Source organism: Erwinia sp. 009765445 (assembly GCF_058137865.1).
The window spans coordinates 16,183-32,632 of record NZ_JBYUWC010000024.1; the positions used below are offsets into that span (position 1 = coordinate 16,183).

Annotated in this window: 16 protein-coding genes; 9 read left to right on the forward strand and 7 right to left on the reverse strand. The window is 54.5% G+C overall.

Going from position 1 to position 16,450, the window contains the following annotated elements:
• Positions 1-68: 68 nt before the first annotated feature.
• Positions 69-1,541, reverse strand: a complete 1,473-nt coding sequence (modF, locus tag AC3Y5R_RS21460; RefSeq protein WP_489923016.1) for a molybdate ABC transporter ATP-binding protein ModF — start codon at positions 1,539-1,541, stop codon at positions 69-71.
• A 75-nt stretch (positions 1,542-1,616) separates the two neighbouring features.
• A complete protein-coding gene (gene modE, locus AC3Y5R_RS21465) occupies positions 1,617-2,396 on the reverse strand; it encodes a molybdenum-dependent transcriptional regulator (protein WP_489923017.1) in 780 nt (259 codons plus the stop codon).
• A gap of 144 nt (positions 2,397-2,540) precedes the next feature.
• Between modE and AC3Y5R_RS21470 the strand changes: the two genes are divergently transcribed.
• The 4 genes from AC3Y5R_RS21470 (at position 2,541) to modC (ending at position 5,362) form a co-directional block, all read left to right on the forward strand.
• The gene (locus AC3Y5R_RS21470; protein WP_158784681.1) at positions 2,541-2,696 is read left to right on the forward strand and encodes an AcrZ family multidrug efflux pump-associated protein; all 156 of its coding nucleotides are present in this window, start codon (positions 2,541-2,543) and stop codon (positions 2,694-2,696) included.
• Between the two features lie 148 nt (positions 2,697-2,844).
• Entirely contained in the window at positions 2,845-3,618 is a 774-nt protein-coding gene (gene modA, locus AC3Y5R_RS21475) for a molybdate ABC transporter substrate-binding protein (RefSeq protein ID WP_489923018.1), read from the forward strand.
• Positions 3,615-4,304 (forward strand): molybdate ABC transporter permease subunit, encoded by a 690-nt coding sequence (modB, locus tag AC3Y5R_RS21480; protein ID WP_489923019.1) that lies wholly within the window; start codon positions 3,615-3,617, stop codon positions 4,302-4,304. The genes modA and modB overlap by 4 nt, the downstream gene beginning before the upstream one ends.
• On the forward strand, positions 4,304-5,362 hold the full coding sequence (gene modC, locus AC3Y5R_RS21485; RefSeq protein WP_489923020.1) for a molybdenum ABC transporter ATP-binding protein ModC: 1,059 nt from the start codon (positions 4,304-4,306) through the stop codon (positions 5,360-5,362). Before modB ends, modC begins: the two co-directional genes overlap by 1 nt.
• A 5-nt stretch (positions 5,363-5,367) precedes the next feature.
• Here modC and AC3Y5R_RS21490 read toward each other — a convergent pair whose 3' ends face one another.
• Positions 5,368-6,186 carry a pyridoxal phosphatase gene (locus tag AC3Y5R_RS21490; RefSeq protein ID WP_489923021.1) on the reverse strand — a complete coding sequence of 273 codons (819 nt, stop codon included), beginning with the start codon at positions 6,184-6,186 and terminating at the stop codon, positions 5,368-5,370.
• Positions 6,187-6,332: 146 nt separating this feature from the next.
• On the opposite strand from AC3Y5R_RS21490, the gene pgl reads away from it, so the two are divergent.
• Entirely contained in the window at positions 6,333-7,328 is a 996-nt protein-coding gene (gene pgl / locus AC3Y5R_RS21495) for a 6-phosphogluconolactonase (RefSeq protein WP_489923022.1), read from the forward strand.
• A gap of 89 nt (positions 7,329-7,417) precedes the next feature.
• Here the strand turns inward: pgl and AC3Y5R_RS21500 are convergent, their stop codons facing one another.
• Genes AC3Y5R_RS21500 through AC3Y5R_RS21510 form a run of 3 tightly spaced genes read right to left on the reverse strand, consistent with a single transcriptional unit; the run spans position 7,418 to position 9,643 of the window.
• The gene (locus AC3Y5R_RS21500) at positions 7,418-7,894 is read right to left on the reverse strand and encodes a kinase inhibitor (RefSeq protein WP_489923023.1); all 477 of its coding nucleotides are present in this window, start codon (positions 7,892-7,894) and stop codon (positions 7,418-7,420) included.
• Between the two features lie 14 nt (positions 7,895-7,908).
• Positions 7,909-8,589 (reverse strand): type 1 glutamine amidotransferase domain-containing protein, encoded by a 681-nt coding sequence (locus AC3Y5R_RS21505; protein ID WP_489923024.1) that lies wholly within the window; start codon positions 8,587-8,589, stop codon positions 7,909-7,911.
• Between the two features lie 10 nt (positions 8,590-8,599).
• The gene (locus AC3Y5R_RS21510) at positions 8,600-9,643 is read right to left on the reverse strand and encodes an NADP-dependent oxidoreductase (protein WP_489923025.1); all 1,044 of its coding nucleotides are present in this window, start codon (positions 9,641-9,643) and stop codon (positions 8,600-8,602) included.
• A gap of 516 nt (positions 9,644-10,159) precedes the next feature.
• On the opposite strand from AC3Y5R_RS21510, the gene AC3Y5R_RS21515 reads away from it, so the two are divergent.
• The 4 genes from AC3Y5R_RS21515 to AC3Y5R_RS21530 all read left to right on the forward strand — a co-directional run bounded on the left by AC3Y5R_RS21515 (position 10,160) and on the right by AC3Y5R_RS21530 (position 15,150).
• On the forward strand, positions 10,160-10,762 hold the full coding sequence (locus AC3Y5R_RS21515; RefSeq protein WP_489923026.1) for a fimbrial protein: 603 nt from the start codon (positions 10,160-10,162) through the stop codon (positions 10,760-10,762).
• A 58-nt stretch (positions 10,763-10,820) separates the two neighbouring features.
• Positions 10,821-11,558, forward strand: a complete 738-nt coding sequence (locus AC3Y5R_RS21520) for a fimbrial biogenesis chaperone (RefSeq protein WP_489923027.1) — start codon at positions 10,821-10,823, stop codon at positions 11,556-11,558.
• Positions 11,559-11,668: 110 nt separating this feature from the next.
• On the forward strand, positions 11,669-14,110 hold the full coding sequence (locus tag AC3Y5R_RS21525) for a fimbria/pilus outer membrane usher protein (protein ID WP_489923028.1): 2,442 nt from the start codon (positions 11,669-11,671) through the stop codon (positions 14,108-14,110).
• Positions 14,107-15,150, forward strand: coding sequence for a fimbrial protein (locus tag AC3Y5R_RS21530; protein WP_489923029.1), 1,044 nt, complete (start codon positions 14,107-14,109; stop codon positions 15,148-15,150). The genes AC3Y5R_RS21525 and AC3Y5R_RS21530 overlap by 4 nt, the downstream gene beginning before the upstream one ends.
• Here the strand turns inward: AC3Y5R_RS21530 and bioA are convergent.
• A complete protein-coding gene (bioA, locus tag AC3Y5R_RS21535) occupies positions 15,141-16,433 on the reverse strand; it encodes an adenosylmethionine--8-amino-7-oxononanoate transaminase (protein ID WP_489923030.1) in 1,293 nt (430 codons plus the stop codon). The genes AC3Y5R_RS21530 and bioA overlap by 10 nt on opposite strands.
• Between the last annotated feature and the right edge of the window lie 17 nt (positions 16,434-16,450).

Genomic DNA, 16,450 nt, shown 5'->3' on the forward strand with positions numbered 1-16,450 from the left:
GTATATGGAACTGTGGGGCAGGGAAGCGCCAGGCCCGCGTTAAGCGAAACCCGGAACTCCCGCTTGATTCAACGAAGGTCGTCCTGCTGATAGCGGTAAGTGTCCCCATCCGGAACAAATGTCAGGCGGTGGGTGATGCACTGTGGCGCATCTTCCGCGTGGTGCGAGACGAACAGCAGCTGGGTTTCCCCTTCACCGATCAGCACATCAACAAAACGGCGCACCAGCTGGCGGTTAATCGGATCCAGCCCCTGCAACGGTTCATCGAGGATCAGCAATGCAGGGTGCTTGACCAGTGCGCGGGCAATCAACACCAGGCGTTGCTGTCCCCAGGAGAGGCTGTGGAACGGGGCGTCGGCCAGCGCTCCATCCATGCCGAGCCGCTGCAGCCACATACCCGCCAGGAAGTGTTGGCGGTCGGAAACGGCCTGATAGATGCCGATGGAATCGAAGTAGCCGGAGATGATCACATTGCGCACGCTGCTGCTGACGCGATAATCCAGATGCAGGCTGCTGCTGACGTAACCAATATGCTGCTTGATGTCCCAGATGGTTTCACCGCTGCCGCGACGACGGCCAAACAGCGTCAGATCGTTGCTGTAGCCCTGAGGATGATCGCCGGTGACCAGGCTGAGCAGGGTTGATTTGCCAGCTCCATTTGGTCCGACGATCTGCCAGTGCTGGCCCGGTTTCACTTCCCAGCTCAGCTGGTTCAGGATCGCCTTGTCGTTATATGACACCACGCCGTTGCGCAGTACGATCAGCGGCGCATCCGGAGGCAGTGCCGGTTTGAGGCTGGCATCATCAGATTCCGGCAGCGTCATTCCCTCTAAACGTTCGCTGTGTGCCAGCTGCGCGACCAGGGCTTCCGCGAGGATTTCACTGCGGGGGCCGACGTAGGTCAGCGTACATTCGGCCAGCACGCCAACCTTGCCGATAAAATCAGGAATATCGTCAAAACGGTTCAGCACCAGCACCACGGTAAAACCCTGCTGATGCAGCTCTGACAGTACCTGGGCCAGGTTGCTGCGCGACTCCACGTCCAGCCCGTCAAACGGTTCATCAAGTATCAATAAATCCGGCTGGGCCATCAGCGCCTGACATAACAGGGTCTTGCGCGTTTCACCGGTGGAAAGGTATTTGAAGCGGCGATCGAGCAGACGGGTGATGCCGAAAATGTCGGCGAGCCGCTGGCAGCGGGCACTGTCTTTCACCTCATCCTGAATAATTTCAGCGGTGGTGCGTCCGGTATCTTCTTCGCCAGGACTTAACAGGTCGGTGTTATTGCGCTGCCACTCATCGGAAACCAGCTTTTGCAGCTGTTCAAGCGAGAGGCGGGCAGGGCGGATAAACTGGCTGTCCACTGTGCCCCTGGCAGGTTTCAGCTCGCCGGACAACGCACGCGCCAGCGAGGACTTGCCACTGCCATTGGCACCCACAAAGGCCCAGCTCTCGCCGGAATGCAGGGTCAGATCGTTCAGAGTAAGAGTACGGGTATCGCTCAGGTGAAACGTGCCTTGCGAAATATGCAACGTCGACATTGTTTATTCCATTTTATGCATTGTACCCAAACTATTAATCTTCCCGGAACGCAATGTCAAATCCTGCCCCAGTTTTCAGAGCAGCGTGGCGATAATCACCCGGTCAGCATTAAAATGTGCTGTGACAGCCTGCCCGACCTGAAGTTTTTGGGCTTCCACCCGCTCGTTGGGCAGGGTGGCGCACAAAGTCTCACCGCCTGGCAGGGCAATCAGCACCTCGCTGTGCGAATCACCCTGCTCCAGATGGCTCAGAATCCCGCTCAGCTGATTATCTGCCGCAGAGGTGGCGTGCGTGACGTCAATCCATGGCGCTTTGATCAACACCAGCACTTCTTTGCCCGTCTCCAGCGACAAACGGTTGGCGCTTTGCTCGGTCAGCGCCACTTTTATCCGGGTATTACCGTCCGCCAGCAAGACTTCCACATGCTGCTGGACTGACTGTTCATCACGCTGCACCAGGGTGCCAAACAGTTGGTTACGGGCGCTGGTCTGCAATGAAAAGCGGGCAATTGCTCCCAGCAGGCTGCCCAGCGGCACATCGTCCTGCAGCACATCAAAAGCTTTCTGCTGGATTTGTTCCAGTAGCGCAAACAGCTGGATTAGCCTTTCGCCATAAGGGGTGACTACTGCGCCACCGCCGCCTTTACCGCCCGTGGCCCGTTCGACCAGCGTGCGATCGGCCAGCGTGTTCATCTCATTGACCGCGTCCCAGGCACTTTTGTAACTGATGCCTGCCAATTTGGCGCCCTGGCTGATGGAGCCAGTGTGTCGGATCTGTTTTAGCAGCTCAATGCGGCGTGGATCGGCAAACAGCCGCTGCTGTAATTTCAGGATCAGGGAGAGTTCTGCCTGCATAGTTGCTCCGGAAAAATAGTGTTCCCTGAATTGTACACTGTCGTGGGGCTTGTACGTAAAAACGAGTAAAACGCACAAAAGGTCAGTGCACTTTTTTTCGCTGTGGATACAATGGCTTTTTTGAAAAAGGCATTGGAGGCTACCATGCTGGATTTACTGTTGGGTCTCGGGGAAGCAATCCTCATGGTTCCTGTGGTGATGGCGATCATCCTGGGCCTGATTTACGGACTGGGTGAAGTCTTTAACGTCATCTCTAAAATTGGTCACCGCAACGACCAGCCGGCGAAAAACCGCCAGTAAAGCACGTTCTCTTCGCGCCCGGCTCCTTCCGGGCGTTTGTTTTCTTGCGCTGCCTCAACTTCTTGCTGTTTCTGCCGATAAACTCTATGACAGTGTTTTTTGTCTCGTTATAGTAGCGGTTACATAACGATACCCTCTGGAGAACACCATGTCTGTGAAATTACGCCATTTCTTCGCCGGTGCTGTACTCAGCGTCAGCGTGGCCGGCCATGCCGTTGCGGCAGAAAATATTACCGTTTTTGCAGCGGCTTCCCTGACCAATGCGCTGCAGGACATTGCTGAGCAGTATCAGAAAGGCAAAGAGGTGAAAGTTGTTTCCTCTTTTGCTTCTTCTTCCACTCTGGCGCGTCAGATTGAGCAGGGCGCGCCTGCCGATCTGTTTATCTCTGCTGACCAGCAGTGGATGGATTACGCTGCGCAGAAGAAAACTATCGACGAGCCCAGCCGCTATACCCTGTTGGGCAACGATTTGGTGCTGGTTGCACCTGCTGAAGGCAAGCCGCAGCCGGTGACTATTTCGAAAACCACCGACTGGAAAAGTCTGCTGAAAGGTCAGCGCCTCTCAGTAGGGGATCCGGACCACGTTCCGGCCGGGATATACGCCAAAGAAGCATTGCAGAATCTGGGTGCCTGGACAGAGCTGGAACCGGTCCTGGCACGCGGCAACAGCGTCCGCGCGGCTCTGGCGCTGGTTGAGCGCAATGAAACGCCTTATGGCATTGTGTATGGTTCTGATGCGGTTGCCAGTAAAAAAGTCACCGTGGTGGGATCGTTCCCTGTCGACAGCCACAAGCCGGTCGAATACCCGATGGCGATGATCAAAGATCGTAACTCTGCCACCGTCACCGCGTTTTATAACTATCTCAAAGGGCCGGAAGCGGCTGCCATTTTCAAACGTTATGGATTTACACCTGAATCATGATCCTCAGTGACCCCGAATGGCAGGCCGTCGCCCTGAGCCTGAAAGTCTCCACCGTGGCGGTTTTATTCAGTCTGCCGTTCGGGATCCTGATGGCATGGATCCTGGTCCGCTGCCGCTTTCCCGGCAAAACCCTGCTGGACAGTTTGATCCACCTGCCGCTGGTGCTGCCACCGGTAGTGGTGGGTTATCTGTTGCTGATTGGCTTTGGTCGTCGCGGTTTTATTGGTGAATACCTCTACGACTGGTTCGGCTTTACCTTTGCCTTCAGCTGGCGCGGTGCGGCGTTGGCCTCGGCGGTGATTGCTTTCCCGCTGATGGTCAGGGCAATCCGCCTGGCCCTGGAAGGGGTGGACAGCAAGCTGGAACTGGCCGCACGCACTTTAGGAGCCGGACGCTGGCGGGTCTTTTTCACCATTACTCTGCCGCTGACCCTGCCGGGGATCATCGCTGGTACGGTGCTGGCCTTTGCCCGTTCGCTGGGAGAGTTTGGCGCGACTATCACCTTCGTTTCCAACATTCCGGGCGAAACGCGCACCATTCCTTCTGCCATGTACACCCTGATTGAAACGCCCGGCGCGGAAAACGCGGCGGCGCGTCTCTGCGTGATTGCTATTTTACTGGCGCTCGGTTCACTGTGGGCTTCTGAATGGCTGGCCCGCTGGGGCCGTAAACGGCTGGGGGCCTGATGTTAGAGTTAAATTTCATCCAGCATCTTGGTGACCACCGCCTTAAGATCAAGGCTAATTTGCCTGCAAAGGGGATTACCGCAATTTTCGGCGTCTCCGGCGCGGGGAAAACCTCGCTGATTAATGCTATCGGCGGCTTAACTCTGCCGCAGGAAGGCCAGATTTCACTGAATGGCAGGTCGTTGTTTGATGCTGCAAGCGGGCTGAATCTGCCGCCGGAAAAGCGGCGGATTGGCTATGTGTTTCAGGATGCCCGGTTATTCCCGCACTATCGCGTGCGGGGGAATCTTGAATATGGCATGGCGAAAAGTATGCGCCCACAGTTTGATTCTCTGGTCCGGCTGCTGGGTATTGAAGAGCTGCTGAGCCGCTTTCCGGTTTCACTCTCCGGCGGCGAAAAACAGCGTGTGGCGATTGGCCGTGCGCTGCTTACCGCGCCGGAAATCCTGCTGATGGATGAGCCGCTGGCCTCGCTGGATCTGCCGCGAAAGCGTGAGCTGCTGCCGTATCTGCAGAAACTGGCCAGCCAGGTGGAGAGCCCGATTTTGTATGTCAGCCACAGCCTTGATGAAATTCTGCAGCTGGCGGACAACGTACTGGTGCTGGATAACGGAGAAGTGAAAGCGCTGGGTACGCTGGAGAAGGTGTGGGCCAGCAGCACAATGCGGCCGTGGCTGCCACGAACGGAGCTGAGCAGCGTGCTGCGGGTTCAGGTGCTTGAGCAGCATCCGCACTATGCAATGACGGCCCTGTCGCTGGGCGATCAGCACATCTGGGTCAGCCGTGTCGATGCGCCGCAGAAGACGCCGCTGCGCATCCGAATTCAGTCAGCCGATGTGTCGCTGGTGCTGCAGCCACCGGTCAACAGCAGTATCCGCAATGTGATCCCGGCGCAGGTGATGGAGCTGGTGGATGTTGACGATCAGATTGAGGTGAAGCTGCTGGTGGGACAAAGCGAAATCTGGGCGCGGATCACGCCCTGGGCTCGCGATGAACTGATGATCAAGCCGGGAATGTGGCTTTATGCGCAGATCAAGAGCGTGGCAATCACGCCCTGATCGTATTACAGCACTTCGCGATAAATCGTTTCCGCAATGCCTGGTTCCAGATTGGTGCCAATAACCCGACCGGCGCGCGCTTTAATGGCGTCGTCGGCGTTGCCCATCGCCACGCCCAGTCCGACCGTTTCCAGCATGCTCAGGTCGTTGTAGTTATCGCCGAAGGCCAGCACATCGCTCATCTGCAGCCCTTCAGAAGCGACCCATTCCGCAAGACGTTTGCCTTTGCTGTTGCCCGCTTTCGCAATATCCACCTGATCGTGCCATGACCATTCGCAGGCCAGGCCCATCTCCTTTTCCACCTTTTCAGCAAATTGCTGCAACGCCCGGGTGTCAGGATGGGACAGGGCGAATTTCCAGATGGAGTCAGCCTGCTCAGCGGCCTTTGCCAGACTCTCTACCTGGTTAAACACCGGGCGCTGATGCTCGGGCAGTGACAGCCCCCAGTTGATGGTGCGGGTAACGTGGCCGGTTTCGGTCTGATAAAGCATGGCGTTATCAACATACAGCAGGCCGTGGATCGCCGCTTCGTCGAGCATCTCAATCACGCGCAGGGCCCTTTCTTTCGGCAGCGGATCGGACTTCAAAACCTTTTTTGCATGATAATCATACAAATAGGTGCCATTACAGCAGATTGCAGGTGTATCCAGCGCCAGTGCCTGATAAAAAGGATGAATAGCAACATGGTGACGGCCGGTGACGATGGCGACCTTCACACCAGCCTCGCGGGCTTTTTTCAGTGCTTCCAGCGACTCAGGTAGAATGGTTTTACGCGGCGTTAACAGGGTGCCGTCCAGATCCAAAGCAATGATGCGATAACTCATAAACAGTTCCGAAAGTAGCTGAACAAGAATTTCCGAGTGTACACCTTGTGGCACGGCGGACAACATTGCTCTCACAAATCCCCCTACGCGGAGAGGAAAAACGCGCTACGCTTTGGGCAAAAGATTACCCCGAAAAAGGAGAATTCATGAAACAAGTCGTTTATACCGCCAGTCCGGAAAGCCAGCAGATCCACGCCTGGCAGCTCAATGATGAAGGTGCGCTTACTCTGCTGCAGGTGGTGGATGCGCCAGGTCAGGTTCAGCCGATGGTGGTCAGCCCCGATAAGCGTTTTCTCTATGTTGGCGTGCGACCTGAATTCCGCGTTGTGGCCTATAAAATTGATGGCGAGGGCAAGCTGAAGGAAGCGGGGCACGCATCGCTTCCGGGCAGCCCGACGCATATCTCCACCGATCGTCAGGGGCGCTTTATCTTCGTTGGCTCCTATAACGATGCCTGCGTCAGCGTGACGCCGGTGGGTGCAGATGGCCTGCCTGGTGAGCCGCTGCAGGTGATTAAAGGGCTTGATGGTTGTCACTCGGCCAACATCGATCTGGATAACAAAACCCTGTTTGTCCCGGCGCTGAAGCAGGACCGCATCTGCCTGTTCGATCTGCAGGAAAATGGTGAACTGCAGCCACACAAACAGACCCAGGTCACTACGGTGGAAGGGGCTGGTCCGCGCCATATGGTGTTCCATCCGGGCAAACAGTACGCCTACTGCGTGAACGAGCTGGACAGTACCGTTGACGTCTGGCAGCTGCATAACGCCCGCGGTGAAGTGGAGCGCGTGCAGAGCCTGGACATGATGCCAGCAGATTTCAGTGATACCCGTTGGGCAGCTGATATCCACCTGACGCCGGATGGCCGCCATCTTTACAGCTGCGATCGTACCGGCAGCATCCTGACCGTGTTCAGCGTCAGCGAAGACGGCGGCCTGCTGACGGTGGAAGGCCATCAGCCGACGGAAACTCAGCCGCGCGGATTTAACATTGATAACAGCGGCAACTATCTGGTGGCGGCAGGTCAGAAATCACACCATATTGAAGTCTATAAAATCAAAGGGGAGCAGGGATTACTGCAGCCGCTGGCTCGCTATGCCGTTGGGCAGGGTCCGATGTGGGTAGTGATTGCTGAAATCTGAGTGAAAGCCTGAAGGGAAGGGGCGACGCCAAAAACATCTCCCCTGACAATACGTCCCGCACCGCTCAGAGCGCGGGACGCTGTTCTTACTCAGCTGTACATCGCAGTAATGGATGCGCTGGCTAACTGATGGAAATGCACGTTAAAGCCGAGATAAGCGCCACTGGCGTTCTCATCCACTTCCAGTTTTTTCACGTCTAACGCATAGACCGTAAAGATATAGCGGTGGCTTTCACCTTTTGGTGGAGCCGCACCGCCGTAGCCTGCTTTGCCAAAGTCGGTACGGGTCTGCACCGCACCGGCAGGCAGTTCGGCCACGCCGGAACCCGCACCCTGTGGCAGCACGCGCGTGTCAGCTGGCAGGTTAGCCACGCCCCAGTGCCACCAGCCAGAGCCGGTCGGCGCATCGGGATCGTAGCAGGTTACGACAAAACTCTTGGTGCCTGGCGGTACATCGTCCCACGCCAGATGCGGGGAGAGGTTGTCGCCGGTATAACCCATGCCATTAAAGACCTGGCGCTCTGGCAGCTTAGCGCCATCGTTGAAATCCTGGCTTAACAGTTTCATTCCACCTCCTGGTGTTATTGATGAAGCAGTTTCAGCAGCTCTTCGGCTGCGGCGGCGGAGGATGCGGGATTCTGTCCGGTGACCAGATGACCGTCGGTCAGGGTGTAAACGCCCCAGTCATCGGTTTTTTCATATTCGGCCCCCAGCGCAGTCAGCGCATCCTCAACCAGGAAAGGTACCACATCTGTCAGCCCGACTGCGCGCTCTTCGCTGTTGCTGAAGCCGGTGACCCGTTTCCCGGCGACCAGCGCGCTGCCATCCGGTTTTTTGGCATGACGCAGCACGCCTGGAGCATGGCAGACTGCACCCACGGGCTTGCCGTTGGCATAAAAATTTTCGATCAGTTCAATGCTTTTTTTATCTTCCGCCAGATCCCACAGCGGGCCATGTCCGCCCGGATAAAACACCGCATCAAATTTGCTACTGTCAATGGTTTCCAGCTGCTGCGTGTTTGCCAGTAACTGCTGGGTGGCAATATCTTTGCGGAAACGTTCGGTATCCACGGACTGTGCGTCAGGCTCGTCACTTTTCGGATCCAGCGGCGGCTGGCCGCCAGCCGGAGAAGCCAGCACCACATTCATGCCAGCGTCGCGGAACACGTAATAAGGTGCAGCAAACTCTTCCAGCCAGAACCCGGTTTTTCTCCCGGTATCCCCTAACCGATCGTGCGACGTCAGCACCATTAATACTTTCATGCTGTCCTCCTTAAGGTTTATCGCCAGCGACCCTGATCAGCACCTTGCCAAAATTCTTGCCTTCAAGCATTCCGATAAAGGTTTCCGGGGCGTTATCCAGTCCGTCGATAATATCTTCGCGGAAAACGAAGCGATCTTCCGCCACCCACTGGCTCATCTGGCTGAAAAACTCTCCAAAGCGGTGGCCGTAATCCTGAGTAATGATAAAGCCTTCAACGCGCAGGCGTTTACGCAGGATAGCGCTCTGGAATGGCGGCAGATGGTCCGGGCCCGCCGGCAGTTCAGTGCTGTTGTAGTCGGCGATCAGGCCGCAGACCGGAATGCGGCCTTTAGTGTTCATCAGCGGCAGCACGGCATTGAACACCTTGCCGCCCACGCTTTCGAAATAGACATCAATGCCGTCACGGCAGTAGCGTTTCAGTGCTTCGGCCAGATCGCCAGAGCGGTGATCCAGGCAGCGGTCAAATCCCAGAACCTGTTCGGCATGGCGGCACTTCTCTGCGCCACCGGCAATACCAACCACATAGCAACCCTTGAGCTTGGCAATCTGGCCGACCATCGATCCCACTGCGCCGGTTGCAGCGGCGACTACGACGGTTTCGCCCGGCTGCGGGTTACCGATATCCAGCAGTCCCATATAAGCTGTGAAACCGGTCATCCCCAGCATCCCCAGCGCCCACGAGGGATGTTTCAGCTCCGGACCACTGAGTTTAAACAGGTCTTTGCCATCCGACAGGGCAAAATCCTGCCAGCCGCTATTACTGACCACCCAGTCGCCTGCGGTGTAGTCCTCATGATTTGATTGTTCGACAATTGCTACCGTACCCGCGACCATTACCTCATTGATCTGAACCGGGGGAACATAAGAGGGGGCATCACTCATGCGGCCACGCATATAAGGGTCCAGCGAAAGCCAGACGGTACGCAACAGGACTTGTCCTTTCCCGGGAACGGGAAGGTGTTGTGATTCAAAACGGAAGTTGTTTTCCGTTGGCGCACCATGCGGTCGTGAGGCCAGCACAATGCGTCGGTTTGTCTGTTTATCTTGCGGCATTTTATCCTCCTTTATGGGACGGATCCCTGTAAAAGAGTAGTGCATTCGCATCCGTCTTGCCTGGCACGTAACAGGTAAAAATAACATTCAATCCAGAAAGAATGTGCTAAATATATTTAAATAACATGATTGGTTCATTATTTTTTTTCCATTTAATTTAGTTGGGTTAACGTAAGTCCCGGAAGTAAATGGGAGTTAGGGAGGTTTTTATGCAGTGGCTTTATTATTTATAGACTCTTATTGTGTTACATGTTGATTGTTTTTTACATTCATTCTTTTTTGATTGTTGTTAACCGCCTGATTAGTAATGTTAAGCCAAATGTAAATGCTATCCGCACCAGAAATCATTCAGTTAACCGGCGCTTTAAAGCAAATTAATGCTATTTACTTGTTCCAACTGAAGGATAGAGAATATTGTCGAAAATCGGGTTGTGTGGAGTTTTAATCTTTCCCAGTCGCGATTTTACAGGATGAAATGTTGGTGAATGGTTCCCGCTAAGCGTGCGGGACAGAGGGATGAAAATGAACAAGGTCAATCAGTTTTTTGCAGTTTCAGCTATCGTGGCTGTTTTTACCGCAGGCAATGCGGTTGCTGCAACCAGCGCACCAGTAGCAGGTGGCATCGTTACCTTTAACGGAGCAGTCAGTGATACCACCTGTAATGTCACCACCAATAACGGTGCTGACTTTACCGTGAACGTAGCCCCCGTTGCTAAAAGCGATTTGGGTACCACTGTGGGTGTGGTCAGTGCCAGCGCCACACCGTTTACTCTGAACGTTTCAGGTTGTACTGGTTTCGATGCGACCAGCACTGCGGCGCAGTCACTGGATATCGCTTTCAGCGGTTCTAACGTTTCAGATGATATGAAATACCTGAAAAATGAATCCGGTACTGCGCAGGGGGTGGGTATTGCTATCACCTCCGACGGTTCTCAGGTGGTGAATATGGGCACTGCAATGGCCACTGGATTGAAAACGACTCAGTCCGGCAGCACGGTTTATGATACCGGTGCGGAAGGCGTGATTAACCTGTACGCAAACTACTACAACTACGGTGGCGCCAGTGCTTCAACCGGTTCGGTTGTGACTACGGCTACCTATACCTTTAGTTACGAATAAGTGACAGACAGGAAGGCGCTGCTTTCCTGTCTTTTTTAGTTTAAGTTCAGGAGCAGTTGTGGGAAAAATCTTTCTCATTATTTCAGGGATGCTATTGAGTCTGAGTGCGGAAGCTAACGTGGTGATTAATACCACGCGCGTTGTCTTTCCCTCCGATGCTAAAAGTGTGTCAGTACAGTTGATCAACAAAAGTCGCGAGCAACACCTTATTCAGTCGTGGATTGATGACGGGCGACAGAATGAAAAACCGGAAAACATTATTACCCCGTTCACTGTTGTGCCACCGGTAGTTAAAATTAACGGTAACGACGGGCAGATTTTGCGGATTAACCGCAAAGATCAGGTCACCCGTTTTGCCACCGATCGGGAAACTGTTTTCTGGATTAATATTCTTGACATTCCACCCGTTCCCGAAAAAATGGACGCGGGGATAGATTATTTGCAGATGGCAATCAGAAATCGCATCAAGCTTTTCTGGCGTCCGTCGTCATTAAAAATATCGACTGCCGATATTCCCAGCCATCTGGGCTTGAAAAATAACGGTTCAACCGTCTGCATTGACAATGCCACTCCTTACTACATCACGCTGATCCAGATGATGAAATGGGATGGTAAAAGCACACGGGTTCAGCAGGGCAAAAAGCAGGATAATTTAATCAGCAAGGCGGTCTTTATCCCTCCTTTCAGCTGCCAGACTCCCGCTGGCGGGTCATTTGCCCCGCAGAACGGAAAGTATCAGTTAGTGTACATCGATGATTACGGCAGCCGCATTCCCCTGACCGTGACGTTAAAATAATCGACAGGATGTTGAAGGTTGAGATGATGGAAGCAAGGCGGAATTTGCTTTCAGCTGTCGTCAGCAGGGCGATCTTTTCCAGTGGGTTGGTGACGCTGATGGTGCCCTGCATGGCTGCAGCTGCAAACTTTAATACCAGCATGATGGCTGGCGATTCCGCACAGGCTGGCTGGAATAACGCGGACCAGACCATTGCACCAGGCATTTACGATCTTGATGTTTACATCAATGGTGACTGGCGCGGCAATCTGCCGGTAAAGGTGGTGGATGAGAGCACCTTTTATCTCAATGACAGTTCGATCAGCATTCTCTCAATCAAAATGGATAAACTTCCGCAGGGTGACAGGCAGGGCGACTGGACGCCGGTCAGCCAGATTATTCACGGGGGCCAGGCGAACCTTAATGCCGGGCAGTTACGTCTTAATCTGACGATTCCCCAGGCTTTTATTTACAACAAAGATCGTAGCTGGATCGCGCCGGAACTGTGGAACTCGGGGATTAATGGTGCCTTCACCAATTACAACCTCAGCTACTACAATTCCCACCGGCAGGACGGCTATGGCGATGCGAACAATGTCTTTCTGTCCCTGAACAGCGGCATCAATCTTACTGGCTGGCAGTTTATTGATAATTCGAACTTTCTGAAAAATCGTGCCACCGACGGCCAGTGGGTCAACAATTCACGTTATGTCGAGAGGGCGCTTCCTGCTTTACGCTCGGTGGTGCGTGTTGGGGACAGCTACACCAGCTCCCCCTGGTTCGATAGCCTGCGTTTTCGCGGAGTGACGCTGAAGCAGGAACAGCGAATGTATCCGGATTCATACCGGACCTATATGCCGGTGATCCGGGGCGTGGCTACCAGCAATGCAGTCGTCAGGATTTATCAGAACGACACTATTGTGTACCAGCTTAACGTACCGCCAGGTCCGTTTGAAATTGATGACATGATGCCAACTGGCTCGCGAAACGATTTAACTGTTGAAGTAGTGAACGGCGGAGGATCTACAGAGCGCTTCACTGTCCCTTATTCCACGGTCTCCGATATGCTGCGCGAAGGAACTTCAGAATGGCTGCTGACTGCCGGTAAAGTGCAGATGCAGGGGATTGATGAACATCCGGCGTTTGTTCAGGGTGATATCTCGCACGGGATGAATAACTACCTGACGCTGTACAGCGGAACGACGCTAAGCCCTGATTACTATTCCGCGCTGGTGGGCAGCGCGATCAGCATTCCCGGCCTTGGGTCTTTTTCTGGCAACGTGGATATAGCCAGCGCCCGTCAGCAAAACGGTGAAACTTTTCAGGGGCAGCGCTGGAAGCTCTCCTTCAGCCGCTACTTTGCCACCAAAACTAACCTGACTTTAGCGACGTTTTATTACGACACTTCGGGTTATCTCTCCTTTTATGACGCGGTGCAGATGAACAACATCGCCCGCAAGCAGGAGAGCGCACAGGTCTATAAACGTAGCAAGCAGAGCTTTAACATCAACCTCGATCAAACTCTGCCTGAAGGCTGGGGGCGCATTGCGCTGGATGGCTACTGGCAGCAGTACTGGAACAGCCAGCAATCTTCGCGACAGTACAGCCTGACCTACAGCAACAATTTTCATCGAGCCACCTGGAGCCTGTCGGTTCGCCGTAATCACTATGAATACGACAGCAACAACAGCAGCAACGAATACGATGAACAGAATTATGGTAACCGTAAAAGCTACGATGAAAACCGTATTGAGCTGATGCTGACCCTGCCGTTCAACCTGCTGGGTAACAACGCCAATATGACTGTGCGCAGCGCGTTCCGGGACGGGAAATATGGTGGTTCTGAAGTTGGGGCTAACGGTACCACCGGACCGCTTGATTACAGTCTCAACTACAGCCATGACTACGACGGGAACGACTCGGTATTTGGCGGCTATGGAGCCTGGAGAACGCCCTGGGCGCGGTTCACCGGCAACTACAGCCAGTCTTCAGAGTACCGCCAACTGGGCGGAAGCGTCAGCGGCAGCGCGGTTTTGTGGCGGGGTGGAGTGCTGGCTTCCGGTAATGCCGGAAATACCTTTGTGATCCTCGATGCGCCCGGTATTGCCGGGGCGACGGTCAACGGTAACCGCGAGATGCGGACCAATGCTTCAGGAGTGGTGCTGGTGCCATCCGTCACGCCTTATCGTATGAATAATTACCGTCTGGAAAACAACCAGAACAGTGCCAGCAGCGGCGAACTGAAAGGCAATATCGGCCATATCGCCCCCTGGGCGGGCAGCATCAGCTATATCCGTTACCAGACCGACACCCGCAAAGTCTTCACGTTGAGCGCGCATCAGGTCAATGGTCAACCACTGCCCTTTGGCGCAGATGTGAAAGACCATTCAGGCAATGAGATGGGTTATGTGTCACAGGGCAGCCAGCTGTATGTGAAGGCTGACCAACTGCCAGAGTGGCTGGAAGTCCAGTTGGCCGAAGGTGAAGCATGCCGCATCCACTCACCAAAAACAGACAGTGACAACCTGTGTTTGATACAGAAAAGTCAGCGCGGAGGAGAAAGAGAGAAATGAGTGCAAAAGCAGGATTTCTGCTGTTACTGCTGCTGGCAGCTTTCCCGGCTTTTGTACAGGCGGGCTGTTCACTGAAAAGCGGATCCACCGTGAAGGCCACGGACACGATTGATATTTCCACCCTGCTGAACACACAAAGCAGCTATGCAGAGACCCGCACCGGTACCTGGACGATCCCGGTGGGCTGCTTTGCGCTCACTTTTTCGAATGCCGTGCACTTTGTCAGCCCGATTAAAAATGGCTTCTACGTGAAGTTTATTAATGTGGCGGGGGCGGCACGCTGGGTAAAGTTTCAGACCAGTGGTTATACGGATGTGGTCAACTATGGTAACGGCGATACCACACTCAGCGGCGGTAACCTGAGCTATACGCTGACTGCCACGCTGCTCCCGGCAGATCCCGGCGTAACTGACAGTAAGTATTATACCGTGACGGAGAGCGGCAGTGCATCGATTGTGACTATGGTACTGCATAACGCCAATATCTTTGGCGCGACTCCATCGGAAGATACCGCAGCCGGAGTTGTCACCTCCGGAAGCTGGAACAATGACTATCTGGGCTATCAGTCACTGACTGTGACCTTTAACCCAAAGGAAACCACCTGCGAAATGCCTGACCAGACGGTGACGATGCCCAGAGTTTCGTTAACCGATTTGCGGGATGGCCGCGATGTGGGCCGCACCGCTGTTGAGTTACCGGTCAGTTGTTCAAATACTCTTGCCGGTGTGGCAACACGTGCGGTTAATGCCTGGTTAACCAGTGCCGATCTGGTCGACAGCAACAAACAAATTATGCGCAACAACGCTTCCAGCTCTTCCGGTGTGGGCATTGTGCTGAGCACCAGTGCGGCCTTGCCGATTACGCTCTCTGACAGCACCGCCAGCGGAACAGGGGCAACTTCGTTGTTGACTATTTCCAGCGGCGCGGGAATTAACAACAGCGCAATCAATCTGAATGCCGCTTATAAAATCTATGACCAAAGTAACCTTCGCCCGGGAACGGTGGTGGCGACGGCTACCCTCTACTTTGATTATGACTGATCAAACAACGCTGGCTGCTCCACGGCTTCGGCTATGGCATCGGTCAGTCTGGTCAGCGCTTCCGGTTGGATGATGTAAGGCGGCATCAGATAGATCAGCTTGCCAAAGGGACGGATCCACACGCCCCGCTGCACAAAGAAGGCCTGCAGCTCAGCCATATTTACCGGGCGGCGGGTCTCAATTACCCCAATGGTCCCCAGCACGCGGGCATCGGCCACTTCCGTTTTATCCTTTAAAGGCAGCAGGGCCGAGCGCAGCAGGGCTTCAATGCCGGCAACCTGCTGCTGCCAGTGATTTTCCTGCAACATAGCGAGGCTTTCACTGGCGACCGCGCAGGCCAGCGGATTACCCATAAATGTCGGACCGTGCATAAAGCAACCTGCTTCGCCGTTGCTGATCGTGTTAGCTACTTCACGGGTGGTCAGGGTGGCGGAGAGCGTCATGGTACCGCCGGTTAACGCCTTGCCCACGCACATAATGTCAGGTGAAATACCTGCATGCTCGCAGGCAAATAACTTACCGGTACGGCCAAAGCCGGTGGCAATCTCATCGGCGATCAGCAGCACATTGTGCTGGTCACAAAGCTCGCGCACTCGTTGCAGATAATCTGGATGGTAAAAACGCATCCCGCCCGCGCCCTGTACGACAGGTTCAAGAATAACCGCAGCCAGTTCTCCGGCATGCAGACGGATTAAGCGGGCGAAATCGTCAATGTCTTTCTCCTGCCAGTCGGCGTCAAAGCGGCAGGTGGGGGCCACGGCAAACAGATGGCTGGGCAGATACCCCTGATAGAGGCTGTGCATCGAATTCTGCGGATCGCAGACCGACATCGCCGCAAAAGTATCGCCGTGATAACCGTTGCGCAGGGTGAGGAAACGCTGGCGGCGTTCGCCACGAGCCTGCCAGTATTGCAGCGCCATTTTCATCGACACTTCCACGGCTACCGACCCCGAATCTGCCAGAAATACACACTCCAGCCCTTCCGGCGTCATCGTCACCAGCTTACGGCAAAGCGCAACGGCCGAAGGGTGGGTTATACCGCCAAACATCACGTGTGACATTTGCTCAATCTGTGTGCTCAGCGCCTGGTTCAGGCGCGGATGGTTGTAACCGTGGATCGCTGCCCACCAGGAAGACATGCCATCAACCAGTTCGCGGCCATCGTCGAGCTGCAGTGAAGTTCCCCGCGCAGCCACCACCGGATAAACTGGCAACGGCTTGCTCATCGAGGTGTAGGGATGCCAGATATGGTCACGGTCAAACGCCAGGTCGGAAGGGGTCATAAAGTGCTTGTAAACCA